Source organism: Maribacter sp. 1_2014MBL_MicDiv (assembly GCF_001865655.1).
Classification (GTDB): Bacteria; Bacteroidota; Bacteroidia; order Flavobacteriales; family Flavobacteriaceae; genus Maribacter; species Maribacter dokdonensis.
Genome location: NZ_CP011318.1, coordinates 545,887 through 569,887 on the forward strand (window position 1 = coordinate 545,887; position 24,001 = coordinate 569,887).

The 24,001-nt window shown below is 33.6% G+C and carries 23 protein-coding genes; all 23 read right to left on the bottom strand.

Annotated elements, in window-relative coordinates; genetic code table 11:
- Positions 1-257: 257 nt before the first annotated feature.
- On the bottom strand, positions 258-986 hold the full coding sequence (locus YQ22_RS02210) for an NAD(P)-dependent oxidoreductase (RefSeq protein ID WP_071339906.1): 729 nt from the start codon (positions 984-986) through the stop codon (positions 258-260).
- Positions 987-1,090: 104 nt separating this feature from the next.
- Positions 1,091-1,534 carry a CPBP family intramembrane glutamic endopeptidase gene (locus YQ22_RS19295; protein WP_232231293.1) on the bottom strand — a complete coding sequence of 148 codons (444 nt, stop codon included), beginning with the start codon at positions 1,532-1,534 and terminating at the stop codon, positions 1,091-1,093.
- A 407-nt stretch (positions 1,535-1,941) separates the two neighbouring features.
- The gene (locus tag YQ22_RS02220; RefSeq protein WP_083414307.1) at positions 1,942-2,988 is read right to left on the bottom strand and encodes an adenylate/guanylate cyclase domain-containing protein; all 1,047 of its coding nucleotides are present in this window, start codon (positions 2,986-2,988) and stop codon (positions 1,942-1,944) included.
- A 440-nt stretch (positions 2,989-3,428) separates the two neighbouring features.
- Complete coding sequence (locus tag YQ22_RS02225) at positions 3,429-3,668, bottom strand: hypothetical protein (RefSeq protein WP_156894522.1); 240 nt, start codon at positions 3,666-3,668, stop codon at positions 3,429-3,431.
- A 152-nt stretch (positions 3,669-3,820) separates the two neighbouring features.
- Positions 3,821-5,080: an SGNH/GDSL hydrolase family protein gene (locus YQ22_RS02230; RefSeq protein ID WP_156894523.1), complete on the bottom strand. Its 1,260-nt coding sequence runs from the start codon at positions 5,078-5,080 to the stop codon at positions 3,821-3,823.
- Positions 5,081-5,087: 7 nt separating this feature from the next.
- Positions 5,088-5,444, bottom strand: a complete 357-nt coding sequence (locus YQ22_RS02235; RefSeq protein WP_071339910.1) for a cupin domain-containing protein — start codon at positions 5,442-5,444, stop codon at positions 5,088-5,090.
- A gap of 203 nt (positions 5,445-5,647) precedes the next feature.
- On the bottom strand, positions 5,648-6,508 hold the full coding sequence (locus YQ22_RS02240; RefSeq protein WP_232231294.1) for a hypothetical protein: 861 nt from the start codon (positions 6,506-6,508) through the stop codon (positions 5,648-5,650).
- Positions 6,509-6,560: 52 nt separating this feature from the next.
- Positions 6,561-7,685, bottom strand: a complete 1,125-nt coding sequence (locus YQ22_RS02245; protein WP_071339912.1) for a nuclear transport factor 2 family protein — start codon at positions 7,683-7,685, stop codon at positions 6,561-6,563.
- A 113-nt stretch (positions 7,686-7,798) separates the two neighbouring features.
- On the bottom strand, positions 7,799-8,749 hold the full coding sequence (locus YQ22_RS02250; protein WP_071339913.1) for an alpha/beta fold hydrolase: 951 nt from the start codon (positions 8,747-8,749) through the stop codon (positions 7,799-7,801).
- A 1-nt stretch (position 8,750) separates the two neighbouring features.
- Positions 8,751-9,611, bottom strand: a complete 861-nt coding sequence (locus tag YQ22_RS02255) for an alpha/beta fold hydrolase (protein ID WP_071339914.1) — start codon at positions 9,609-9,611, stop codon at positions 8,751-8,753.
- A 78-nt stretch (positions 9,612-9,689) separates the two neighbouring features.
- Positions 9,690-10,622 (bottom strand): NAD(P)-dependent alcohol dehydrogenase, encoded by a 933-nt coding sequence (locus YQ22_RS02260; RefSeq protein ID WP_071339915.1) that lies wholly within the window; start codon positions 10,620-10,622, stop codon positions 9,690-9,692.
- 85 nt (positions 10,623-10,707) lie between these two features.
- Positions 10,708-11,613: a TolB family protein gene (locus tag YQ22_RS02265; protein WP_071339916.1), complete on the bottom strand. Its 906-nt coding sequence runs from the start codon at positions 11,611-11,613 to the stop codon at positions 10,708-10,710.
- Between the two features lie 28 nt (positions 11,614-11,641).
- Positions 11,642-12,211 carry a hypothetical protein gene (locus YQ22_RS02270; protein ID WP_071339917.1) on the bottom strand — a complete coding sequence of 190 codons (570 nt, stop codon included), beginning with the start codon at positions 12,209-12,211 and terminating at the stop codon, positions 11,642-11,644.
- Between the two features lie 223 nt (positions 12,212-12,434).
- Positions 12,435-13,517 carry a tryptophan--tRNA ligase gene (gene trpS, locus YQ22_RS02275; RefSeq protein ID WP_198033508.1) on the bottom strand — a complete coding sequence of 361 codons (1,083 nt, stop codon included), beginning with the start codon at positions 13,515-13,517 and terminating at the stop codon, positions 12,435-12,437.
- Between the two features lie 130 nt (positions 13,518-13,647).
- A complete protein-coding gene (locus YQ22_RS02280; RefSeq protein ID WP_071339919.1) occupies positions 13,648-14,334 on the bottom strand; it encodes a DUF4386 domain-containing protein in 687 nt (228 codons plus the stop codon).
- Between the two features lie 229 nt (positions 14,335-14,563).
- On the bottom strand, positions 14,564-15,391 hold the full coding sequence (locus tag YQ22_RS02285; protein ID WP_071339920.1) for an alpha/beta hydrolase: 828 nt from the start codon (positions 15,389-15,391) through the stop codon (positions 14,564-14,566).
- Between the two features lie 51 nt (positions 15,392-15,442).
- The gene (locus tag YQ22_RS02290) at positions 15,443-16,060 is read right to left on the bottom strand and encodes a hypothetical protein (protein WP_232231297.1); all 618 of its coding nucleotides are present in this window, start codon (positions 16,058-16,060) and stop codon (positions 15,443-15,445) included.
- 96 nt (positions 16,061-16,156) lie between these two features.
- Complete coding sequence (locus tag YQ22_RS02295) at positions 16,157-16,318, bottom strand: hypothetical protein (protein ID WP_164674148.1); 162 nt, start codon at positions 16,316-16,318, stop codon at positions 16,157-16,159.
- A 370-nt stretch (positions 16,319-16,688) separates the two neighbouring features.
- Positions 16,689-18,479, bottom strand: a complete 1,791-nt coding sequence (locus YQ22_RS02300; protein WP_071339921.1) for a helix-turn-helix domain-containing protein — start codon at positions 18,477-18,479, stop codon at positions 16,689-16,691.
- A 428-nt stretch (positions 18,480-18,907) separates the two neighbouring features.
- Entirely contained in the window at positions 18,908-21,133 is a 2,226-nt protein-coding gene (locus YQ22_RS02305; RefSeq protein ID WP_071339922.1) for a CocE/NonD family hydrolase, read from the bottom strand.
- 45 nt (positions 21,134-21,178) lie between these two features.
- The gene (locus tag YQ22_RS02310) at positions 21,179-21,787 is read right to left on the bottom strand and encodes a hypothetical protein (protein ID WP_071339923.1); all 609 of its coding nucleotides are present in this window, start codon (positions 21,785-21,787) and stop codon (positions 21,179-21,181) included.
- A 129-nt stretch (positions 21,788-21,916) separates the two neighbouring features.
- The gene (locus tag YQ22_RS02315; protein ID WP_071339924.1) at positions 21,917-22,639 is read right to left on the bottom strand and encodes a LytR/AlgR family response regulator transcription factor; all 723 of its coding nucleotides are present in this window, start codon (positions 22,637-22,639) and stop codon (positions 21,917-21,919) included.
- Complete coding sequence (locus YQ22_RS02320) at positions 22,626-23,717, bottom strand: sensor histidine kinase (RefSeq protein WP_071339925.1); 1,092 nt, start codon at positions 23,715-23,717, stop codon at positions 22,626-22,628. Before YQ22_RS02320 ends, YQ22_RS02315 begins: the two co-directional genes overlap by 14 nt.
- Between the last annotated feature and the right edge of the window lie 284 nt (positions 23,718-24,001).

The following is a 24,001-nucleotide window of genomic DNA, read 5'->3' on the forward strand; positions in this document are numbered from 1 at the left end:
ACAGCTGTCCTGAACAAATACCCTAATGTAGATGATTTTTAAAAAGAATAACTAAAGGAAGTTTATTAAAGACCAGATTTTGATGGTCCTATAAAACGTGCGATTCATGAATACTTTCATACCCTCTTTAACTCGATCTGGATGATTCACTTTAATTCAGCTGGGTTTGTATATTATTACGAATTTTTGCAGGTAATTGCCCAACTTTTATTACAAAATCTATCGGTAGCTTTAAACGAAACTTCCAAAACCGAATACTAAGATGACATTTTACTATAAATAACAGGCATCTGCCCTTTCCATTTTTGCCATAAATCATCATTGTCAATCAAAGCAGCCATAAAATGACCTACATTGATCCTACAGACCTTGCCTGCATTAAAAATTGGACTTCTGGTTGGGGAAGGATATACTTCATATTCGGTAACCTCCGATTCATTGATCAAACTATCGGGTCGGACTGCCGTCCATTGTATGATAGGATTATTTTGACCGATTTCAGTCCGTAAATAATCCGCTGCTTTTTCGTTATCCACGTGTGGGGGCAACAACAAGCGTAATAATGCGATAACGCATCTTTCAGCGAAGGAAATGGGTTCGTCCAAATCACGATTTCTATTCCCTGTTGTATTCATCAATACATATTTTATTCGTTTTTCGGGTTTGTTTGCCTTAATCGCGGCGCATAATCTGCGCGCGGCATCGGTTACCAATCTTCGGGGTTTGCCATACATTCCCTTAAAGGTCAAGTTATGACCTAAGCACGAGGCTACGGCATCACAACCGGCTACATATTCTGCCATTTCCGTATCGCTGAGTTCGAGGATACTAGCTTCGATAATAAATAAATTACCATCATTTCTGATGGATTCCGGTAACCTTTCCGCTGAGCGCACTACTGCCCTAAGGGTATGCCCTTGCTCAAGAAGATGCGCTACCAAATGTTGCCCTGTTGCTCCGCTTGCCCCTACTACAAGTATTATCATTTTTTTAAGTTTTTATTTTATAAATTCTCCTTCTTGGCTTTTCTCCAAAAATACAGTCCGAACAAAAAGGTTACTAAGGCAAACATAATTCCGTATTCGCCAAGCTAGTTTTCGCTTCCCTCAATCTTTGAGGTTAATGGGGGAAATATTTTCTGAACATACACATTACTTACCGCATGGAAGATGACCGCCGGCCAAAGACTGCTCGACTTAAAAGTGTAATACGTCATAATAAATGACATCGAAATGATAACTACAAAGAAGGTTGTTAATTCCAAGGCGATATTCCCACCATAATATATGATCAACGGCCAATGCCAAGAAGCCCAAACAATTCCACTAAAAAGAGAAACCGCAGAAAAAGGCAGTACCTTCCTAAGTTCATAAATGAAAAACCCCCGCCAACCTATTTCCTCTCCCAAAGTGGTTGCCATGGCCCTTATGACACCAACAGTTCCCAATAAAGCAATCGCAATGATTCCCCCAAATGAAGGAGTCAAGTTTCCTATTCCCACCAAACCAAGTTCTTTGGCCCATTCTAAAAGCATCTCCTCATCGGGTAACCCCCCAATCCGAAGATCCAAATCAGGATGTAGGTAATCAAAACATACAAGGCGGGAACGAAATACGATAAACGAATATATTTCCAATTTCCCCAATCCCAATGTAAGGAAGAAATGGGACGATCTTTCAATTTTAATGTAATCATTGCGGCTATTGCCGGACACCACATAAGTCCACCAATATATATTCTGGAAGGATATAAATTGACTATTGCATAGTGAAATAGGGCACTTGTGGCTGTAACAATGGCCAAGAAAATGAAGATTGTTTTCCACGCCTCTTTGTGTTCTGCTAAATTTTCCGGCATTTTGATTTTAGATTGATTTAAAATTAGACGATAGGGTCAATACTTTGTTACTTATTGAATTTACGCCTTTCCAATTCCAGATAATTATTCCGGTATCGTAAATAAGGCTATATGCTCATTTTTTCCTTTTAATTCAACAACTCCCACCGAATTGATTTTAAATTTAGGTTCAAGTTCCAAAGATTTAATCAAATCTTCAGAAACTAAAATATCCACATTGAATGTATTGCAAAGCCCTTGAATTCGAGCGGTCGTATTGAGCACATCCCCAGTAAAAATAATCTCTTTTTTAAGTACCCCTATTTCACCAGTAGTAACGGCGCCCATATGAAGTCCCGCTTTAAAAGTAGGAAGTATTCCAAATGTCGCAATATACAGGTCTGCCTTATTTTTAAGAGCTTCTTTCATGGCAAAAAAGCAGTTGATGCAATTATTGTTTTTAATGCCATCTTCATACTTCCACGAGATGACGATTTCATCCCCTATATACTGATATACTTCTCCGGAGTGATTTACGATCGCATCTGAAAAATTGGAGTAGTATTCCTTCAGCAATTCAAAGTACTTAATATGACCTAGTTCTTCGGCAATGGTCGTGGAAGACTTCATATCCGAAAACAGAAAAATTCGTTTTTCTTCAATCGGCTTATGGTATTTTCCAGTGAAGAAATTCATCAATACACCGTGACCTATATTTTCGCTGATTTCCGAATAAAAAAGGCTTACAAACAAACTAAATGAAATAGAGACCATAGTGCTTGCAAATTCAATACTATTAAGAAAGTCCAACATTTTGTCTAAAATGATTTCATCGAATAGCGATACTTTTGACTCCAAAGCTGCGGCAATCGGGTAGCTTATGAGGATGACACCCAGCAAGAAAATGATATAAAAAACCAACTTGTAGATAATTTTACGTGAAAAACTTTTTTTGCCGAAAAGATTGCCCAGCCATACGACTTCAAGGGTACCGACCACTAATCCTACGACAATGATAGCTATGCTCGCAAAAAGAAAAACCTCGGGAGTCATCCTTATTACGGTAGATGGATTCAAATTTCCTTCCAGCGCAGCAGCCAATACCGCTTCTTGGGAGAATAGGTTGACCCACCCAAGAACGAGCCAAATCACTCCGAACGGAATGATAAGTGAAATATTTCTCTTTGTTTTTGGGGATAACATTTATACCTAGTTTATATGAAACTCATTTTTTAAAATATCAATAAAGGACCCTAAGCAAACATTCGTTTCAATACTGCTTTGTTTGTTAGCATATGCGTTTAGCTTCAATAATTAATTTTCAACTTCAAATAGAAGACTTTCAGCTAGAGTAAAAAATAATTCATCTTCGTTTTTATGATGATGCCAAGTAACTTTACGACCCTTAATAATATAATTAATTATAATAACTATAGCGGTTTGATTTATAACCTAAACCGCTATTGCTTTTATACATAGTTATGTTCCTTAATCCATAGTACTTGAAGTTCTTAATTGGAAAAGAAGAATCACAGACTTGCTTCGCTTTTGCTACTTTGCAGGTAGGAGAATAAAGTATGAAAAAATAATTACTATTGCGGAGGAGGAGGTGGTGGTGGAACTGCTCCTCCTTCTATATCAACGGAAATATTATTTTTCAATTTATTCAAATTCTCTTCCATATAGGTAAAATTTTTATGGCCATTCTTTTTGGCAAGTTCATAAGCTTTCGTATAAACTGCTAATGCTTCATCTTTTCGTCCTGCTACAATCAAAGCCTCTGCATAACTTTTATATGTATTGACAGACTGAGGATAATAAATCATGGCCAATTCAAAATAGTTTAGAGCATAATTCACTTTTTCATCCCTTAGAAAATTGTAACCAACTGCATTCAGATAAAATTCCTCAGGCTTGTACCTTTCACCAATCAGTTTGCTGAATTGTTCATAGTGTTTTACTGCAGCTGTTGCATAGCCCTCTTTTACAATGTTAGTTGAAAGGATTCCATCAGCAACGCTACAGCTGAAAGGTCTAGTTCATTATGAACAGATGCTTTAGAGAAATATAGAAGCTTATACATTTGAACATTACCGGAGGATTCAAATATCCCCTCCATATTACCGCTGTTGAGTGAAATGTGTAATGTAGCGTTTCTAGTTCTTAAAGGGTCATGAAGGGTTAAAATCAATTGATCTCCTTTAATAATTGCATTATCTACTCTCATTTGATCTCGTACATGAGGTGAGTAAAATGATAGGCTCACCTCAGGTTTGCCATCCACATCTTTAACCCCCATGATTTGGCCAAGGTAGTCTGCTCCATAAGTACCGGTCCCATACCACTTTCCGATAATATTTTTTAGCTCAATGGTTTCACCATTGGGCAATTCAGGAATGGTATAGCTTGGGTCTGGCTGTTCAAAATCAAGGTAATCACTTGATTTTTGCATGGCTTGCACCACTTCCCAACTTGCTTCTTGAATCAATTGAGCTTCCTCATTTGATAGATCAATTAACAGCCCCCTATCCAATGAACGCTCACCAATATTCGATAACCGATTACCAAAAATAGTCCCTGGAACACCTAGAGTATTATCAGACATTAGTGTTGCGTAAAGTGTAACAGCGGTTAAATAGGAACCCATTGCTGATGGGTGACCACCATCGTCGGCATATAAATCAATCTTCGGATTCGTTCCCACCTTATCCAATACCAAACCAACTGGCGCCACTATTGCCTCAAGCTCTTTGGCTATGGTCGTATATGTATGTGACAATATGGCTTGTTCTTTCGGTTGATCTTTATTTGACCAGATCATAAAGAACACGGTCTTAGCCCCTGCTTTTGTTATTTCAGCAATAAACTTTCTTGAGTGCTCAAAAAATTGATCTGTTGACCCAAAATAAATGTCGTTATCAATCATGACGCCCATTCCCAGCTTGCTTTGCTCTTGGAGTACCACATAGTCCCATTCACCCGTTCTAATGGCTTCTATTGTACTCTCTGTTTGCCAATGGTCGGCAAGCGTCATACCACCATCACTTATCAACTGAGTTTCTACTACATGTTCTGGAAATTTCTCTTGTATTATTTTCTTTAATAACTCCGGAGTGCTGTTGTAGAACGTATAACTATTTCCGATAAACAGAATCCTAATTCTATCTGCTTCTTTAGGTTGTGTACAAGCGAATGCTACAATCAACAACAATAGCAGACATAAACACCTTTTTTTATAGTTCATTATCATACTAGATTTGATTTTTAATAGGCTTAGTAATTTCATTAACAACCTCTCCTGTATGCAATGTTGATTTATTTTCAATAAGCATTATATGGCATTCGTTTTTAGAACTTACCTTATGATTGATTCCCTTTTTCACAATAAACAAGTCTCCCTTTTTCATAGTAAACGGTTCTTGATTTTTTATTTCAAACAGAAGCGCTCCTTTAATAATAAGAAATAATTCATCTTCATTTTTATGATGATGCCAAGGAACTTTATTACCCTGTATTTTCACCAGTTTAATAAAAACATCATTTACTTCACCAATTATTTTTGGAGCATAGTAGTCATTAATGGTGTTTAGTTGTTCGGTTATATTCATCTCAAAATTTGATTATAATAATAGTAATCTATTCTTTGATTATCATGAATATCCACAAGCTTAATATCAGATAGTAAAAATCCCGAAATAAATAGGGTGCCAATAATTTTTACTTATGTCTACTGTAATGAAATATTGTTCTATTGCATTTTATAGTAAGCCCGCAAATTAAATAGATTGTATCTCAAAGTTTTATGGCGTTTTTAATTGCAATCAGCATTTAGCTCTTGATGATCTGATTTAGAAATCTGTGGAATATTTTGTCCATCAAGAACTTTAATGCATGACAGATTTGGATTTCTATCTACTTTTAAATCAATAAGGTTTTGATTAAAACTCACGTTTAACCTATCCAGTGAGTTACTGGTGATATAAAGATGCGTTAAATCATTATTTTCTAAGAGATTAATAGTTTGCAGCTCATTATCAGAAACCAGTAATGTTTCTAACTTTTTATTTGAAATCACCTCTAAACTTTGCAATTTATTTGATGTTAAAAGTAGGTTTTTTAGATTTGGAGCTGAACTAATGTCGAGTGAATACAAATCATTATTACTCATATGTAAAACCTCTAACGACTCACTAGAAATACTAAAAGTTTCAAAATAATTCCATGACAAATCCAAGTCTTTTAATTCACCCAATTCTGATAATCCAACTACTGAATTCATTTCATTAGCAGTCAAATCAAGTAAAACTAGTTTACTATTGTTGCTAATATCAATACTTAACAATTTATTCCCCGCAAGATATAACGTATCCAAATTTAAATTATCACTTAAATCAATTTGTACTATATCATGTTGGGTGGCAATTAATTTTCTTAAACTGGTAAAGCCTTCTATTCCTGTTAAATCAGTAATAGCTCCATATTCTAGATTGCTTAAGTCAAGGGTAGTTATTCCTTCAGCATCACTGCTTAGCATTTGCTGATTTATAATACCATCAGAATCTACACCTGTTTTTATAAGTATCGCTTCAAAACTTGAATCGGGTATGCTTACATAAGCACGATTAAAACCTGCAATATTATCATCATTTGAGCATGAAACTGTACTACCCATCAATAGTATTATGCAAATATATGTTAGTAAAATTTGGTTTGATTTTTTCATTTTATTGACTGACTTCTCGATTATTTAAATTTTCTATTATTTTTAATGCTACATCTTTAGATGATAAATAATTTTGACCTGTAATTACATTTCCTTGTACCTCTACATGTACCGAGTTTCTAGGAGAATATTTAAACATTCCACCTCTTTCTTCTATGATCTTTTGAATTAAAAAAGGGAATTGCTTAAAATATTCAGCACCCTCTTTTTCATAAGCTTCTGGGTATCCACTAATTATTTTATTATTTACCAAGTACTTCCCATCTTTTGTTTTTAAATCAACAATACCAGCCGTTCCATGACATACTGAAGAGACAATACCATTATATTCTTCAAAAATGGTCATTGTAATTTTTTGAATTTCTTTATTCTTCGGCACATCATACATTGCACTTCCACCTCCGATATAATGAACCGCTTTATAATCTTTTGCATTAATTTCTTTAGGTTTTTTGGTGTGTTTTAAAGCATACATAAAGTCTTCATTGTAAAGCAGTTTTTTTTGGAGTGCGTCAGATGTATTAATATAAGCTAATGGAATACTACCTCCTTTTGGACTAGCGAAGTCTACAGTAAATCCTTCCATTTTAAACGTATCATACGCATTAACAATTTCCGAAAAGCTATTCCCTGTTGGAAGTTGAGATGCTCCATGGAATGAGACATTTGATACTATAAATAATATTTTATTACCATTTTGGTTACTTTTTTCACTGATAGCAGTTTTACTAATAATTTTCCATTCGTTTTTAATTTTTTTTAATAAAAACAAATCAATGTATCTCTCACCACCCTTAGGGATAATAATTTCGGCTTTTGCAGTAGCTATACCTTCAAAATTATCTATTGATAAAATATTTCCTATTCTTCCCGTAAACTCTCCTTCCTTTTTATTTTTATACCAACTTACGTAGTCTTTGGCAGGAACGGTCCAAGGTGTTTTGTCTTTTTTTTCTAAATACAGATTTGCACTGGGGTAAAATGCCTTCTCTATGAGCTTAGACTTGTTGTAGGAGGTACCGTTTATATAGTTTAAAATGGTATTTTCTATTTTGGATACTTCAGTTTGTGCAAAAATTGAAGTACTAAGGCTTATAAAGCCGATTATTAAAAATATATTTTTCATATGTATTTCTTGTTATTGTTACTTAAATGGATTTAAAGATTAAGGCTTGTCTATAGTCTCTAACAAATTCTGCTCCTTCTCTATAAAATACCATTCTTGATTCCAATCCTTTTTTAACCATTAAATTTTGCTAACCATTTTAAAATCGATTCATTTGTTTCTTGTGGTAATTCTTGTTGAATGTGATGGCCACACTCTAAACTAATCACATCCAAATTAGGAACAAAATCCTGTAGCCTTTCAAATTTTGGAATCATATCTAGATTACCATAAATCATAAGAGTAGGTTGTTTGATGATTGGATCTATTTCTGCTAATACGTGCCAGTTTCGGTCAAGGTTTCTATACCAATTAATAGCTCCATTAAATCCTGAATTTCTAAAGGCACTTACAAATACAGACAAATCAACGTCGTTCATAATAGGCTCACCAAAAGGCTTTTCCGCTTTTGCAAGATTCATCAATAACATTCCCGGTTCTGGAGGTGTAAGAGGCACATTCTTACGAAATAAATTACGAAGAAAGTTTTCTGCATGGTTCTCTAACAAAGCATCTGCTACTCCTGGTTTTTTATTAAAATGAACAAAATAGAAATCTTCACCAAAAATCTCTTCCATAAACTGAATCCATGGTTTTTCACCTCGTTCTTGATAAGGCAATGCAAGATTTAGTATTTTATTTACGCGTTCTGGATGCAATAGTGCAAGGTTCCATACTACATTTGCGCCCCAATCATGACCCACAAAAACAGCATCTCTGTAGTTGTAATAATCAAGTAAGGCCACTAAATCATCTTTTAAATGGGTTATATCATATGCCGTTACTTCTTTAGGGCACGATGAATTGCCATATCCTCTTTGATTTGGAACAATGACATGATAACCAGCTTTAGCAAGCGCTGGTATTTGATAACGCCAAGAAAAGGCATGTTCGGGAAAGCCATGACAAAGTACAATCGGATTGCCAATATTTTCTTTACCTGCTTCAAATACTTCTAACTCAATTCCATTTATTGAAATTATATTGGATTTGGGAAATTTTAAAGATTTAATTTCTTGTATCATTTCAGTGCCTGTTTTTATCAATAATTAAATCTTCTATTTTTTTAAAATCCTTTGAATTTGGTACGTGTTTAGCCTCTTCAATCAAAACAACTTGTTCGATAGAAGGGAATATTCGTTTGGCTCTTTTAATCATTTTTTTTCCGGGAAACATGATGTCTTTTTCACAGGCAAAAATGGTAATCGGTGTTTTTATTCTATTTGCATCATTTTTAGATAGTATTGGTAAAGGAGAAAAATCCATATTACAGTATTGAAACGTAGAAGACATAAACTCTAATGCAAAATCATCGTATTCAGAAAAAAGTACGTTCATTACCTTTTTAATGTACTTTTGATTGTTAGTTTTTATAAACTTTTTTAAGGGTAGGAACATTTTAAACAAACCTACAAGAGGATTACCATTAACGATATAGACTGGTGCAATTAAGAAAACCTGTCTAGTTGGTGTCTCGTTAAACTCCAGTGCTTTTAAGCTAATGAAACCACCAAAAGAAAAGCCTACCAGAGTCACGTCTTTCAGTCTTAGTTTTATGATTACTTCAATAAGCCATTTTCCATAATCTAAAGATTTCATGTCTAATCGATTCTCTGCACTTTTATTGGGCTGCGCTAAGACATCAATGGCATAGACACAATATTTTGAAGCTAGATTGGGGAAAGAATCTAAAATTTGTGGTGCACAACCTCCTGTGCCGTGAATCAGTACTAATGGAGGGTTTTTAGTATCGCCAGTAATGATAACATTAGTGACTCCAAACTTTGTTTCTATCAATTTTTCTGAATATTCAATATTCAGCTCATTTAACTTTTGATTGTAAAGGGATAAGATTTTTTCTTTTCCTTCTTTTGATTTGAAAAACATATTCTGTTCGTTTTTTGATGCTTCGACTGGGCTCAGCACGAGTTGATGATTTTTGAATTGATATACTATTTAGTCCAGCTAAATGGTGATGACTACATTTCCTCTTTTATGCCCCATCTCTACATATTTATGCGCTTCAGCCATTTTTTCTAAGGGATAGATGCTATCAATAACAGGAATAATTTTCTCTTGTTCTACTAAGCTTTTTAAATTTAAAAAAGCTTCTTTTGGTGTTAATGGAGTGCCATGATCAATGGATATGTATTTGCCATTCGAAGTCAGTGCTTTTTTGCTTTGTTCTTTGAGTGTCGATGATTTCGAATTGCCTACAGTATCAATCACATATTTATATGTTTCTAATTGTTTTTCAGCATTTTCTATCGTGTAGTCAATCAGCTTATCACTTCCTAAAGAAGTTACTAATTCGAAGTTTCTACCACTACAAACACTAGTGACATGAGCATCCATATGCTTAGCCAATTGAATAGCCAATGTACCTATACTTCCTGACGCTCCATAGATTAAAATTTTGTCGTCCTTGTTAATACTGGTCTTTTTTAATAAATGAGAAGCAAGTAAACCACCATAAGGTATTGCTGCAGCTTCCTCAAAACTCAGATTTACAGGTTTTAGTGCCAGATTCCAATCTTCGGGTAAACAGATATATTCTGCGTAAGAACCAAAACGACGTTTGGTAGGCGAGATAGAACCATAAGCAAAAACCTCATCACCAATTTCAAACAATGTTACATCTTTACCTTTACGCTCCACAACACCAGCTGTTACCATCCCCAATACAGGGTTTCTTGGACGACCAAAACCAAATATGAGTTGGAGTATAAGTTTAGGAATGAAAGGTTCATTCATTCTCCGAATAAGAACATCACTTGTGGTAACTGAAGTTGCATGTATTTTTATAAGTACTTCATTAGCTTTTGCTGTTGGTTTTTTAACATTACTTAGCACCAGGTTTTCTACTTCTCCATATTTTAGACATTCTATTGCTTTCATAATTGTTTTTGTTAACAGCAAAGTTGGTTAAAATGTGGTTTACAAAAGTTCGTATTTTGAAATTGGAACAAACCTTTGCTTTTCGTTATTCCTTTTTAAGAGCATAGATAACTTCTGCATCTACCCAAAATATATCTACATTTTCAAACTTGTCTGAACCTACATTTCTACTAAAGAAAAGGTATTTACCATCAGGTGTTACACTTGCTGAAGCTTCCCAGGCTTTAGTGTTTGTTTTGTCGCCCAAATTAATTGCATTACCCCAAGTACCGTCTTTTTGTTTAAAACTGATATAAATATCAGATTCACCAAAACCATCTTCCCTTTCAGCATCAAATAATAAATACGATTCATCTGGAGCAATAAAAGGATGACTTAAAAAAGTTCCTGTGTTTATTGCTTTTGGTAATGCCTTGGGTTCTTCATGTTTACCGTCAATTAAGCGCGAATAACGTATTGGAAACGTTGAATCCTTTTCTTTATAAGTGTCAAAATAATATGTGCCATTTGCTGAAGATGAAAGTCTCATAATATACATAGAATCATTACTTACAGTAGGAGGTTTTAGTTTTTGTAATTCTGACCATCCAGATTCCGTTTTTTCTAGATAACGGTCACCTAAATGCATGGTTTTACCGTCTGGAGATATTACAGGTCGTCCTATCCATGGAGATGCTATTTCAGATTTTTCCCATTTCCCATTTGTTTCGTTGTATTTGTATTCGTAAAAAGCTGATTTTTTATGTTCTTCGCCTCTTCTAATAAAATAAAACGCTTTCATATCTGGGGTGAATGCACTATTGACTTCATACAAATCTGTAGATACAAGACCTGGGGCAAATGGTATAGGCTTTAATCCTGGTGGTTTTTGTCCCAGATATGGGTTTTTAATGGTTGGTATATTATTATCTTTAGTTTTTTGTTTTTTTGCATCACAAGATTGCAAAGAAAGTATTCCAACGATAAGTAGTGTTATGAAGGTCTTTTCCATTTTGATATTCAAATTATTATTGTTTTTGCTAAAACCTATATCCTATACGCAAGTGCATATTTAATTCCATTTCACTTTTGTTCTTTAAATAACCAGCACGTTTAGCAAATGTGTAACTAAATCCTGCACCAAGACCTGCTTCATAATTAAAGTGTTTACCTAAATTTCTTCTAATTCCCCAAGTGGGTATAATAGAAAAATCACTTACCACAGGAGCATCGTCAGTATTGAATAAGACAAACCAATCTGGATGATAACCCATTTTTAAGGCAATAAAGTTGCCACTATTCCCATCAATTCTTTTTGAGTTTTTTGAACGTTTTTCGAGGTTATAATAAAATCTTGGCTCCACAACTATTACAGGTGTTAGTAGAAATGGAGAATCATAATCATCATAATACGTAGATTCCCAAATACCAAAATCAAAACCAATCTCTGTTCTCAGTGCTAGGGTATTTGATAGTTTTGCTTCATTATATGCCCAGATTCCTAGAACTCCAGTTTGTAATCCGAATGTTGATTTTTCTACACTTGTGTTTTGAGCTTTGGCGATTAATGTTAGTCCGCACAAAGTCAAACTAATTAAAGTTTTTTTCATGATGATGTTTTTTTGATTAATGATGATTATTGATTGATATTTGTATGAAGTTTACCTTCTTGAAAAAGTAGAATTAAATAATAGTTTTAGTTATTTTGTTTTTTTGAAATGCTTCCGTTCGCTTTATTTGTTCTTCGAGATTCCATTCAAAATCAAATCTATTCTTTCAAAATAAAAAGATTGAATCGAGTCCGATTTCAGTTCTTTGCTGGATGTAGTGCTATTATATTTTCATATTCATTGCCTCAGTGACTTCACTCAACGTTCCAATAGCTGTTTCTCTCGCTTTACTTATACCTTTAAGCAAAATATCCCTGACATAATCTTTATTTTTTTCAAGCTCTATTCTTTTTTTTCTAATAGGCTCAAAATATGTGTTTATGGCTTCTTCCGTTAGCTGTTTAAGTTTTCCTGAACCTTGGTCGCCAATTTTATCAGCAATATCTGTTGGACTTTTATCTGAACATAAGGAAGCTAACTTAAGTAAGTTGGAAACCTCTGGTCTGTTTTCGGGGTCGTAAGATATGTAACGATTTGAATCAGTTTTGGCTGATTTTATTAGTTTTGCTGTTTCGTCAGCTGTTGACTTTATCATAATTGAATTGTTGCGACTTTTACTCATTTTTTGAATACCGTCTAACCCAAGAATAGTAGGGGTATCAGTAAAAAGTGCAACTGGTTCTGTAAAAATATTTTTATTGAATTTGGTATTAAAGCGCTTTGCAATTTTCCGAGTTAATTCTATATGAGGTAATTGGTCTTTTCCAACAGGAACCACATTACTTTTACAAAACAAAATGTCAGCAGCTTGATGAACTGGATAGATATACATTCCTGCATTAATATTACTCAGTCCTGAAGCAGTAATTTCTTCTTTAACAGTTGGATTTTTGTTTAATTCTGAACTGGAAACTAATGTCAGAAATGGAATAGTTAGTTGATTTAATTCAGGAATATGACTATGTGGAAAAATATGAGTTTTATAATTTTCAGGGTCTAATCCACAGGCTAAATAGTCCAAAGTTAGTTCATAGGTGAATTTTGAAATTTCATTAAAAACATTTCTATCTGTCAACACTTGATAATCAGCAATTAAAATATTAGTCTCAATTCCCAAGCTTTGTAATTTTAATCGGTTTATAATTGAGCCAAAATAGTGTCCAAGATGCAAATTACCTGTAGGTCTATCTCCCGTTAATACGCGGTACTTTTGAGGATTCTTATACAAATCATTTTCTAATGATTTGCTTTGCTCTTTTGCGTTTTCAAAACTTTTATTTATCATTTTTTGTTTAATTTTATTCAAGTAAGTTCAATTTTTCTCCTTACCCACAATGATTTCGGCTATGAGTAGTTTCGTGGATAAGCACTTAACGTTGCAAGTATAAACCAAACTGAAATCCGTGAGGATTTTCAGAAGTAGGAGAGAAAAGCAATTACTTATAGCTAGGTCTTATGCCAAAAATTAGTAAATAACCTATCATCCAAAATTCTCCAATGGTTGCAGGTAGCGTAAGAAATCTATTGAAGCTAAAATCAATTCCTGCGTAGTGTATAACTGTAGAAATTAGATAGCCTATACCACCTAAAATAATTATTCTTCCTAACCAGACAGGCAACCTTTTAGATTTGATAACTATGTATCCCATTGGAAATAGCCATAACCCGAAAAATAGGCCACCAATACCCCAAGCATTCGAAATAATATTTTGAAAAACCTGAATTAGTAAAACTTTGTCTTCCATAGCACTTATTTCAGAATTTGCAATACCTATTGCTGAGGCGATTGAAATTGCACTTATCATAATGGCTAAAGCATTTACCATTCCCCATATACCTAGAGTCCAAGCTTCCCATTCATAATTATCTTTAAATAATTTGAAAAACCAAACTGCGGTAAGAGCCTGAGAAATTACTATGCCAAATTCTAATAGCAACCTAATTCTTGCTGTAGATTCTAATTCTACTAAATTTGTTAGCGTTTGTTCAGGATTACCAGACACAAATATTTGAGAATGAAAGACCATAAACCCTAGAATTCCTGTAATAGCCATCATTAAATACCATAAGCCAGTTATTCTAGCGGTCTTAATTAAATTTTTCTGTTCTGTATTTGCAATCATAGATTATTTATTTTTATTATTTTATACTAATTCTGACTCTGTAAAAGGGTAATTGTTACAATTTTGCCCTAATGGCACACAACGTGTTTGTATATGGTTTGTTGCGTGTTTTAAGCAACTAATTACCGACCAAGAAAGTCCGCAAAGACTTTCGCAAGTAGGCAAAAAGCCAGCAATAAATTATTTACGGTGTTACCAAACGTATTTGTTGATATTACCAGCTTGGAAATCATTCCTCTTGATTAATATATTTTAACCCTTCGTATAAAGCTACTAATGGTACAGAGCGATGGTTTTCTTTTTCAAAATATTCTATTTCGATATTTAGAGGTTTATCCGATTTCTTTGTTATTAAAGTATAAAGAGAGTCGTGTCTTTGTTTATTCCTTTCGTAATTAGCCTCTCCTTGATTGGCAGTAGCGATATAAAGTTTTTTATCTAATGATATTGAGGAAATAGAATCAACTTTGTTTTTCATCATCTCCTCATTCCACCAAATACTTGGGTCTATAGAAATGTAAGCATTGAATACGCTATTTTCATCCATATAGGAATTTAGTGTAAGTAGTCCTCCTAAAGAGTGCCCAACAAGAGTTCTAAACGGTTTTGTCTTATACTTTTTATCAATATAAGGTACTAGCTCTTTCTTAATGAAATTCAAAAAAATCCTTCCACCTCCCATATTATTCGGTCGTTTGGTCTTTATTTTTGTAACTGTAAAATCTCGTTCTCGGTCAACATTCTCTATGGCTATAATAATACTTTCAGGCATTAAATTGTTTCGATTCCTATTAGAACTCATAAAATGTACTATTCCAGATGCTGTTTTAAAATGAGTATATCCATCCAATAATATTATAACTGGATATTTTTTATCAACTTCAGATGAATTATTGTATGAATCAGGAAAACTTATTAAACAGGTTCTTTCTTCATCTAAAATATTAGATTTAATAACGAACTTACTTCCTACTATAATATCTGTTTCATTCTGTCCAAATGTGGTTTGTACTCCTGAAAGAAGAATATATAAAATTACAAATGTCAAAATTTTCATAGTTTGCTTTATATGTTTGGTAACAATAAAATATATGCAATAGATAATTTTTTATAACCAACTAAACCCTAACCCTACATTAAAAATTACTGCATCCCTATGCGAATCACCATCTAAATTTGCACGACCAAGCACTACTTTAGATTGCACATTAAGTGCGAAGTTTTTCTTTTTGTAAATTTCGTAACCTGTACTTGCCATTACTGCACAACCAACATTCCAATCGTCATTTACATTGTCTTTAATATCATATAGTGCCGGCGAATCTATTGCTAAACCAATTCCGCCATGAATCCACCAGTTGTCTTTTACCCAATATTGTAGCGATGGAATAAAGCCTCCAAAGTTCCTGTCATTATCTTGAAATTCGTATATGTTTCCTGGCATAGCGGCAGTAACAGCAAGATTTTCATTCAACATATAGCCCAACTTTAGATCTGGAAAAACAAACGTTCCTTGAGATGTGTCGAACGTTTGAATACCTTCACTATCTTCTAAACTGATTAGACCTCCACCTACTGAAAATTCAATAATAAAGCCATCTCGCTGTGTTGTTGTTTTAGAATCTGCGTTTTGTGCATATGTTATACTTGATACTAATGCAAAGGCTACACAAGCCACTTTTAATCCGATTTGTTTTTTGATTGTTTTCATTTTAATTGATTTCATGATTGTTCGCTTTTTGATTTTTTGATTTTTGTTTCTGATGTTACAAGCATTAATAGCCAATGCTTAAAAAAAAGTGGAATGTGTAATGAGTATTTTTTATTTTTTATGATTTTTTTTGGCACCATATTCTAATGCTGAACCTATGGCAATCCCTAAAACAAACCACAATTGCATATTTGAGGTCAAGTAACCAACTATAGCACCTAGTATAATCCCTATTCCTAATTTTAGACCCTTTCCACTTTTTTCAATTTTCATTTTTGTTATAATTATTAGATTTTTGATAAAATTAAATAGACTTTGCAACCAAAAAGTTCTACTTTAAAAACCAGAACCAAATCTTTTAATCAGCAAACAGCATTCTAATTAATTAATTTTGAATTTTTAGAATAACTATTCCGATTTGATGGTACAAAGATGCCATGAACCTTGAAGCAACAGTAAACAGTTATGAAGCAAGAGTTATTAAGTTTAGCGCAAGACTATAAATTATGAAGCAACACTATAGATTATGACGAATTTTGAAATATTGCCTAAGTATAAATCAAGTAATCTCTTACTGTTACTAATTTGATGAAGTAAAACTAATTGTAGGTTATAAAAGGAAGGTTCTATTTTTTAATCAGAACTAACTATTACTCTTAAGGTAAGTATTTGGTGTTATCCCCTCTATTTTTTTAAAAAACGTATTAAATACGGTTTTAGAATTAAAACCACTATCGTATGCCACAGCCATTAAGGTTAAACCTTTGTTTTCCTCTAGAAGAACCCGCTCTTTAAATTCGTTAATTCTATAGGTATTAACATATTCCGAGAAGTTTTTTTGAAACCCCAAGTTTAATAATTGGGATACATAGTTCGCAGGAAGTTCCAAGTAAGAAGCTAAATCTTTTAAGGATAGGTCTGGATTTAAATACAGTTTGTAGTCTATCATTATTTGCTCCAGTTCTTTGCAATACTTTTTGATTTCGTTGGAATCTAGTAAAGCCTGTTTATACTTCTTTTTCTGTTTATAATTTAAATTATCTGGAATGGCTTTTAGCATGATGTCTTTAAACCTTTTGTGATTTTTTACAGGTTTAAGAATTGGGGATGGATTCAATAATAAAATTACTGGCAAACGATTATTGTATGCTTGAGTTATTAAATCAATTACCTTTTCGTTATTATCTAACAAGGCATTTACCAATATCAAAAACGTAAATGCCTTATCTACAAGATCAGTATTTAAATACGTCTCTAATTCTTTTAATCCATCATTGCATTTTTCTGTTTCATTGAGCTTTGCATAGCACATGGTTTCACCTCCTAATTTGGTGAGGTCTTTCACAGAAACGCCTTCAAGTGAACCGAAATATGTCAAAGCTTCATTTGGTTTGCCTGACATCAATAAACAAATCCCTATATAAATTGGTGGAAAGGGTAACTTAGGGTCTAAATCTAATGCCTTTTTTAGATAAGGTATCGCAGTTTTATAATCTTCTTTCAAGTAGTATAAAAAACCCTTGTAATGATGATTTATAGCGGCATAAGGATCTAACTGTAAGGCTTTGTCAAGATAATTACTTGCCGCATCTAATTTTCCTTCTACGGTCAAAAAATTAGAAATGGTTAAGTAAATATCGTCTGCTTGTTGCATCTCCAAAGCCTTATTGGCATGTTCGTAAGCTTTCTTAAGATTCCAGTTTTGCCAGCATTCTATCCAAGCCAAATTCAATTGTGACCTTGATGAGTTTGGGTCTAGCTCTAATGCCTTTAACAAATAAGGCTGGGCCTTCTCGTATGCTTCAAATGCGGGCAAAAGCCCCATAGTTCCCATATGAACATAGGCTAGATTTATATCTAAATAGGGATTTGAAAAATTGGGTGATTTATGTATTACTTCTTTTAAGATATTGATACCCTTTATAGAGTTTTTATAATCTAGTTTCATGATGTAGTACCTTCCTTTCAAATATTCTCTATAAATAGCTACAGGTACATCAATAGCTTCTACTGGCTTATCTTCGATTTCAAGATGTCCAATGTGTTCGCGTAATTTTTCGGCAATAAACAGACTAATTTCATCTTGAATTTCAAAAATATTTTCAGGATTTCTATCAAAAGTCTCTGACCAGAAATGAAAGTCATCCAAAGCATCAATCATTTGCACTGTAATGCGCATTTTATTTTTGGATGTTCTTACACTGCCTTCAATAAAGGTAGCTACCTTTAACTTCTCTCTTATCTCTTTAGTTGTAACTGTTTTGTTTTTAAAATAGAAGGAAGAAGTACGAGAGGTCACTAATAATACCTTTATAGATGCTAAGGCGTTAATTATTTCTTCGGTTAAGCCATCGCAGAAATATACATTGTTAATATCATTACTCAAATTAACAAATGGCAAGACAGCTATTGATTTCTTATCGATTACAGGCATTATATAAAGCTAAATTTACAAAAACCATATAGTTTATTTAACAATTAATGGGATAACCTTGCAAATACTTCTAAAGCTTGAAATGCCATAGAAATATGTAATCAATTTGGATTACATATAATTCTATACATATGAATGATACTCCTTTTTAAAATAATTTTTTCAAGGCCTTAAACCTATATACCGAAAAACGGAAAGTAAAGGTCATGGACTTCACTCAATTCCATAACCATTTGTGAGATAATACCAAATTCATTAAATTATTCTTTGGGGCTCCTTTTCTAAAATATTTTTACTATGGAACTCACCGCATCGTTAATTTTGCTTCGATCAATAAGTACAACCCTGCAGCCCCTCCACGGAAAAAAACAGCCAAAAGGAGAATCGAACAGGCTTTTTTTGCCAATAATATACTAATAAGAATTTGGTTATTCCCTTAGGGAATACCAAACCGGTAAGGAAATACTACTATTACCTGAAAATATAATTTTTAAAGGGACTTCTGCATCTTTAATATTTTCTTCATTCACATCCTTACCTGTTCCATAATTAAGTTGTGCATTATTGTTTTTATTCACATTGACCACAGCTACCATCCGACTTCCTTTTTGTAGTTTTTTACTGATTAGTTTAGAATTGTTGAAGGATACTTGTATCTTTTTATTGGGAGTTAGCAAGTGTCTATGCTCCCTATCTTGAGCATAACTCGCTCTTCCAATATAATAGCTTAAATGAAAATAGTTCCCTTCTGGCGTTAATTGATATAGGATAACGGAATAATCAACATCTTTTTTATTGATAGTGATTTCTAGATTTCCGAGAAAGGATCCATTGATAATCACATCGTCCTCTAAGGGTTCCGATTTAAATAACAATCCATCACTTATATTGAAGTTTTCCTTTTCTAAAGGCCAAGGATAATAGTCTGTGTTGGTCATGTTTTTTCGATCTTTAAAATCAACAGACATTTGAATCTCTGAGTTATTTGGTTTCGATTTTAAAGCATAAAAATTATCCGTTTTAGCATCACTTAAATGAAAAGTCAAGGTATCATTGGACATAGCACTTAAACTCGGTTTGTGCATCCATGTATTGGTTCCCATTACCTGAAAATTCACTTTATCTTTTAGAATACTTGGTTTTTCTTTACCTTTTAAGGTGTAATCGAACCATTGATAAACCAAGTCATATCTAATGTCAATTAAGGCGGTTTTATCTAATTTATAATTCCTTAAGAACTCCTGAGGTTGGGTTTGCGCCGTCCAATGATCGTAAGGTCCAACCAATACATAGTGATTTGGATTTTTTACATACTTAGTATGCTGGTCATAATAATATAGGGCTCCTCTTTGAGAATCGTCATAATAGCCTGTTATGGTCAAAATTGGAATGTTGATTTTTGAAAATTCTTGTTTATAAGGAATCATTTTCTTCCAGTAATCATCATAACTAGGATGCTGCATATAGGCATTCCATAATCTATTGACTTGACCATCCAAGCTATCCAATCTATTAAAGGCAACTCCAGAGGTATACCATGTGTTTTTTAAGGTATTCCAACGATTAAAATCTTGTGAAGCTTTAAAATCCAGGAACTTATTATTGGTCACATAAAAATTCCAAGAGTAGGAATAATTATGCAGGACATTATTTTCCATTGGATAATCAATTCCGGGTGCAATGGCTACCATGGGAACAATGGTTTTTAAAGCTGGATGCACTTTATGTTTCATGGATGCCCATTGGGTAAATCCGTTATAACTACCACCGTACATACCTACTTTTTGATTGGACCAAGGCTGCTTGCTAATCCAATCAATCACTTCATAAACATCCATATTTTCATATTCAAGAGGCTTTATCTCACCTCTGCTCAATCGTTTTCCCCTTGTATTGGCTATCACTCCAACATAGCCTTTTGAGGCTGATAACATAGCCCCAGTCTCATTGGTACCTGCGTAAATAGAAGCAATTAAGATGGCAGGTTTCTTAGCTTTGATAGTCTCTTTTCTTTCAACCACTACTACGGAAACTTCTGCACCATCTTTCATTGGCACTATTATGCTATCATTTATAATATATCTGCGTTTATGGTCTTGCTGTATTGCTTGAAAAAACAAATCTCTGGTGGATTCATAAACCTTTTTTAAGAAATATTTGTGGATTAAGTTTTGTGCAGTTTCATTCGAAATCGTTTCAGCAGTTATATTCTCATACGTACGTTCAAAATCAGAAATAAAATAGTCTGTTCCATCTCTGGCAATTAATGTGTCATCTAAATTCAGTACCTGAAAATCATCGGCCTTTGTCACATAGGATTTATATAATTCTTTAAAGGCCACAGGAAAGTTAGGTGTGAGTTTTGCTTTAGCATACTGGTGATATAAATTTATATATATCTGTTCCGTTTTTGGCTTGTCCTTAATTTCTTTCTCGATAGTTGCTATGGCATCGTCATATTTTCCACTTACGATCTGAACCTTGATCAAGTCCAAACCTGATAACTCCTTTAGCGGATAAGATGCCGCTAAGGCTTGCATTTGATTTGCAAGGGCCTTTGCATTGGACGCTTGTACTTTTTTAAAGTTAAATTCTTGTCCAAAAGAAGTAAGATGAATTAGAATTAGAAATACTATCAAGAATGTTTTTTTCATTGTTTCCTTTTTTAAAGTGCAGTGGGAAAATGCTCGATTTTCATTTTAGTTTGAATACTGCTTTAACTCCTCTTCGTATAAAAAGTCATCTTGAGTTTGGGTAAGTTTTATGAAATTTTTTACAGCTGGAGCATACAACCAAACTTCATCCGTTTTGGCATTATACCCTCTCGAATTTGTTATTACACCTTTGTATTGAATCGTATAGGCCATGAACGTTCCTGCTTCTACCGTTTCTTCTTTAAAGGATAAAACCTCGACATCTTGACTTTGCTTTCCTGTGGTACCATCTTGACTTGTCCAATTTTTTTCATATTTCCACTTTTTACCCACTTCCAAAGGCCAGTCATATCTTGGCGTTTCGCTTTCTTCCGGTTTTACAATGTCTGTTATTGGAATCGTATCATTACCCATTGTCATCCCCAAAACACCATCTGCAATAACTACTTCTCTTGTATCTTCTCCCTCTGAACGTACCTCGCCTTCGGTGGTAACACCTTTATACTTCCAGATCCATTTTTCTCCAACGGAATAATCGGATAAAGTAGGTTGCGCAGCGATTTTTAAGGTGTCATTGGTGCATGAATATAGTCCCATAATGATCAAAACAATTAGAATTACAGGTAGGTGATAATTATTTTTGAAGTTACACATCGTTCTATTTTTTTAATTAAAATTTTATCTATGAAGCAAAGAAATGATGAATATATAAATGTGTAAAGGGAAAGTACAGGAACGTGAATAAAAGAAAATAAGCGTAAAATTAATTTACAAACCAATCAATTATAAGCTATTCCAGTTTTTAAACTTAACAGACTGTCGGCTTGAAACTTCAATCTTTTCACCAGAAATCAAGATGATGTGTAGCTTATTATTAAAATGCGGGTGAATTTCTTTAATAAAATGTGTGTTGATAATTTGACCCCTATTGGCTCTAAAAAACACGGTGGTATCTAACTTTTTTTCAAGTAGATTTAATGAACGTTTGATCATAGCCTTTTTACCACCAAAGTATAGGCGCGCATAATTATCCATCGATTCAATATAGTAGATATCAGAAATTGGAATGAAATAACATTTTTCGCCGTCTTTAATAAAAATCTTTTTATGCATGGGCAAAACATCTTGTGACACCTTTGCCTTCTCTGCCAACTCCTGTTTTACTTTTTCTATGGTTTTTGCAAAGCGTTCTTCCCGTAAAGGTTTAACCAAATAATCTAATGCATTCAACTCAAAAGCTTTTACAGCGTATTGGTCATACGCAGTTGTAAAAACAACTTCTGGAACGGTGGTTAATTCTTCTAATAAATCAAATCCTGACTTTTCAGGCATGTGTATGTCCAAAAACAATAGGTCTGGATCTTCATTCGCAATCAATTTTATGGCCGCATCCACATTGTTTGCCTCTCCAACAACGATAAATTCCGGATATTTTTTTAAAGCACGTTTTACCTCTTCTCGCGCTAAACGTTCATCATCGATAATAACCGCTTTATATGTTTTCATCTGTTTTATAGGGTACTAGTATAGTCGCTTGTACTATATTATTAGCTATTTCTTCTAAAGTAATAGAAGCCTCTTTATTATATTGAAGCTCCAGGCGTTTCTTTAAGTTCATTAAACCTAAACCTTTTGCAGGTTTAGTATCAGTTAATTTTCCTGGATTTTGAACTTGTATATAGACTTGATCTCCGTTCTTACCAATCTTCAAAGTTATTAGCCCACCTTCAATAACTTTGTCAATTCCATGTTTAATAGCATTTTCTATCAACAATTGGATGCTCAATGTGGGAATTTTAAAATGGGCTAACGTTTTATCAATGGTGATATCAATGGTCAATCGTTCTTCAAAACGAAGTTTTTCCAGCTCTATATAATCATTTACTAAAGCTAATTCGTTTTTTATTGAAATTAGGTCTTTTTCTTTTTCATATAATGAGGAACGTAATAAGTCGGACAATAGGTCTATCCCACGTCTGGCTACATTAGGGTTCTCAACGATTAAGGACTTTATGGAATTCAAGGAATTAAATAAAAAATGTGGGTTAAGTTGAGCCGATAAATTATCTAATTGTGCTTGTTTTGCCACTAAGGAAAGTTGAGCATATTCTCTTGCAGTTACAACTTCTTTTTGATAATAGTGATACAGATGATACGCTAAAATCCAGATAGACATTAACCGTAAACCGGTAAGTAATATAGGGTCCCAATAAAGAAGCGATACCCATATATCCTTATCTTGTTCTGCAATCAAGGTCCAGTAACCATACCACTTTAAATTGTTCAAAAGCACATATAAAAAAGCCAATAAAAGTATACTGGTAATTACTCGAATAAGCAGCCTTTGGATGGGTAATTGACTCCAATTGGCCTTTAAAGCATATGTTCTGTACATATGGGTCAGGAAAATTCCGATGCCTACATCCAAAACATAATTACAGAAAGTGTAAAATACCCCATAGTCATCCCTAGTGTAAACCGTGTATGCCCAATAAACTGAAACCGTACACCATCCTAATAATTGGCACTTCCAATAAAGAGCCCTTGTAGTATTATTTTTGAGTGTTTTTGTATTGCTATTCATTCATTTACAAAGAAACACATTGATTTTAAATACGGAAAGGAAAAATACATAGACGCACGATTGAAGGTTTAAACGTAAATCGAAATAAAGTTTCCTCCCATGTCTATTACTCTCCCCCCGATAGCAATCCGGATTGAGACGTATAATTATTGTTAACTCAGGTCATTACTATTTTTATAAACTGTAATAACCTGATCTTCCGCTTCAGCATATTCATTGCTAGTTACTTATTTAGTTCGGTATTCATGGCCCTCGTAATAAACTCTAATTTTATAAGATGCTCA

Coding starts and splice junctions, on each gene's coding strand:
- YQ22_RS02210 (WP_071339906.1), bottom strand. CDS start 986: ATGATAATACTTGTAGTAGGGGCAAGCGGAGCAACAGGGCAACATTTG.
- YQ22_RS19295 (WP_232231293.1), bottom strand. CDS start 1,534: ATGCTTTTAGAATGGGCCAAAGAACTTGGTTTGGTGGGAATAGGAAAC.
- YQ22_RS02230 (WP_156894523.1), bottom strand. CDS start 5,080: ATGAACTATAAAAAAAGGTGTTTATGTCTGCTATTGTTGTTGATTGTA.
- YQ22_RS02235 (WP_071339910.1), bottom strand. CDS start 5,444: ATGAATATAACCGAACAACTAAACACCATTAATGACTACTATGCTCCA.
- YQ22_RS02240 (WP_232231294.1), bottom strand. CDS start 6,508: ATGGGTAGTACAGTTTCATGCTCAAATGATGATAATATTGCAGGTTTT.
- YQ22_RS02245 (WP_071339912.1), bottom strand. CDS start 7,685: ATGAAAAATATATTTTTAATAATCGGCTTTATAAGCCTTAGTACTTCA.
- YQ22_RS02250 (WP_071339913.1), bottom strand. CDS start 8,749: ATGATACAAGAAATTAAATCTTTAAAATTTCCCAAATCCAATATAATT.
- YQ22_RS02255 (WP_071339914.1), bottom strand. CDS start 9,611: ATGTTTTTCAAATCAAAAGAAGGAAAAGAAAAAATCTTATCCCTTTAC.
- YQ22_RS02260 (WP_071339915.1), bottom strand. CDS start 10,622: ATGAAAGCAATAGAATGTCTAAAATATGGAGAAGTAGAAAACCTGGTG.
- YQ22_RS02265 (WP_071339916.1), bottom strand. CDS start 11,613: ATGGAAAAGACCTTCATAACACTACTTATCGTTGGAATACTTTCTTTG.
- YQ22_RS02270 (WP_071339917.1), bottom strand. CDS start 12,211: ATGAAAAAAACTTTAATTAGTTTGACTTTGTGCGGACTAACATTAATC.
- YQ22_RS02280 (WP_071339919.1), bottom strand. CDS start 14,334: ATGATTGCAAATACAGAACAGAAAAATTTAATTAAGACCGCTAGAATA.
- YQ22_RS02285 (WP_071339920.1), bottom strand. CDS start 15,391: ATGAAAATTTTGACATTTGTAATTTTATATATTCTTCTTTCAGGAGTA.
- YQ22_RS02290 (WP_232231297.1), bottom strand. CDS start 16,060: ATGAAATCAATTAAAATGAAAACAATCAAAAAACAAATCGGATTAAAA.
- YQ22_RS02295 (WP_164674148.1), bottom strand. CDS start 16,318: ATGAAAATTGAAAAAAGTGGAAAGGGTCTAAAATTAGGAATAGGGATT.
- YQ22_RS02300 (WP_071339921.1), bottom strand. CDS start 18,479: ATGCCTGTAATCGATAAGAAATCAATAGCTGTCTTGCCATTTGTTAAT.
- YQ22_RS02305 (WP_071339922.1), bottom strand. CDS start 21,133: ATGAAAAAAACATTCTTGATAGTATTTCTAATTCTAATTCATCTTACT.
- YQ22_RS02310 (WP_071339923.1), bottom strand. CDS start 21,787: ATGTGTAACTTCAAAAATAATTATCACCTACCTGTAATTCTAATTGTT.
- YQ22_RS02315 (WP_071339924.1), bottom strand. CDS start 22,639: ATGAAAACATATAAAGCGGTTATTATCGATGATGAACGTTTAGCGCGA.
- YQ22_RS02320 (WP_071339925.1), bottom strand. CDS start 23,717: ATGAATAGCAATACAAAAACACTCAAAAATAATACTACAAGGGCTCTT.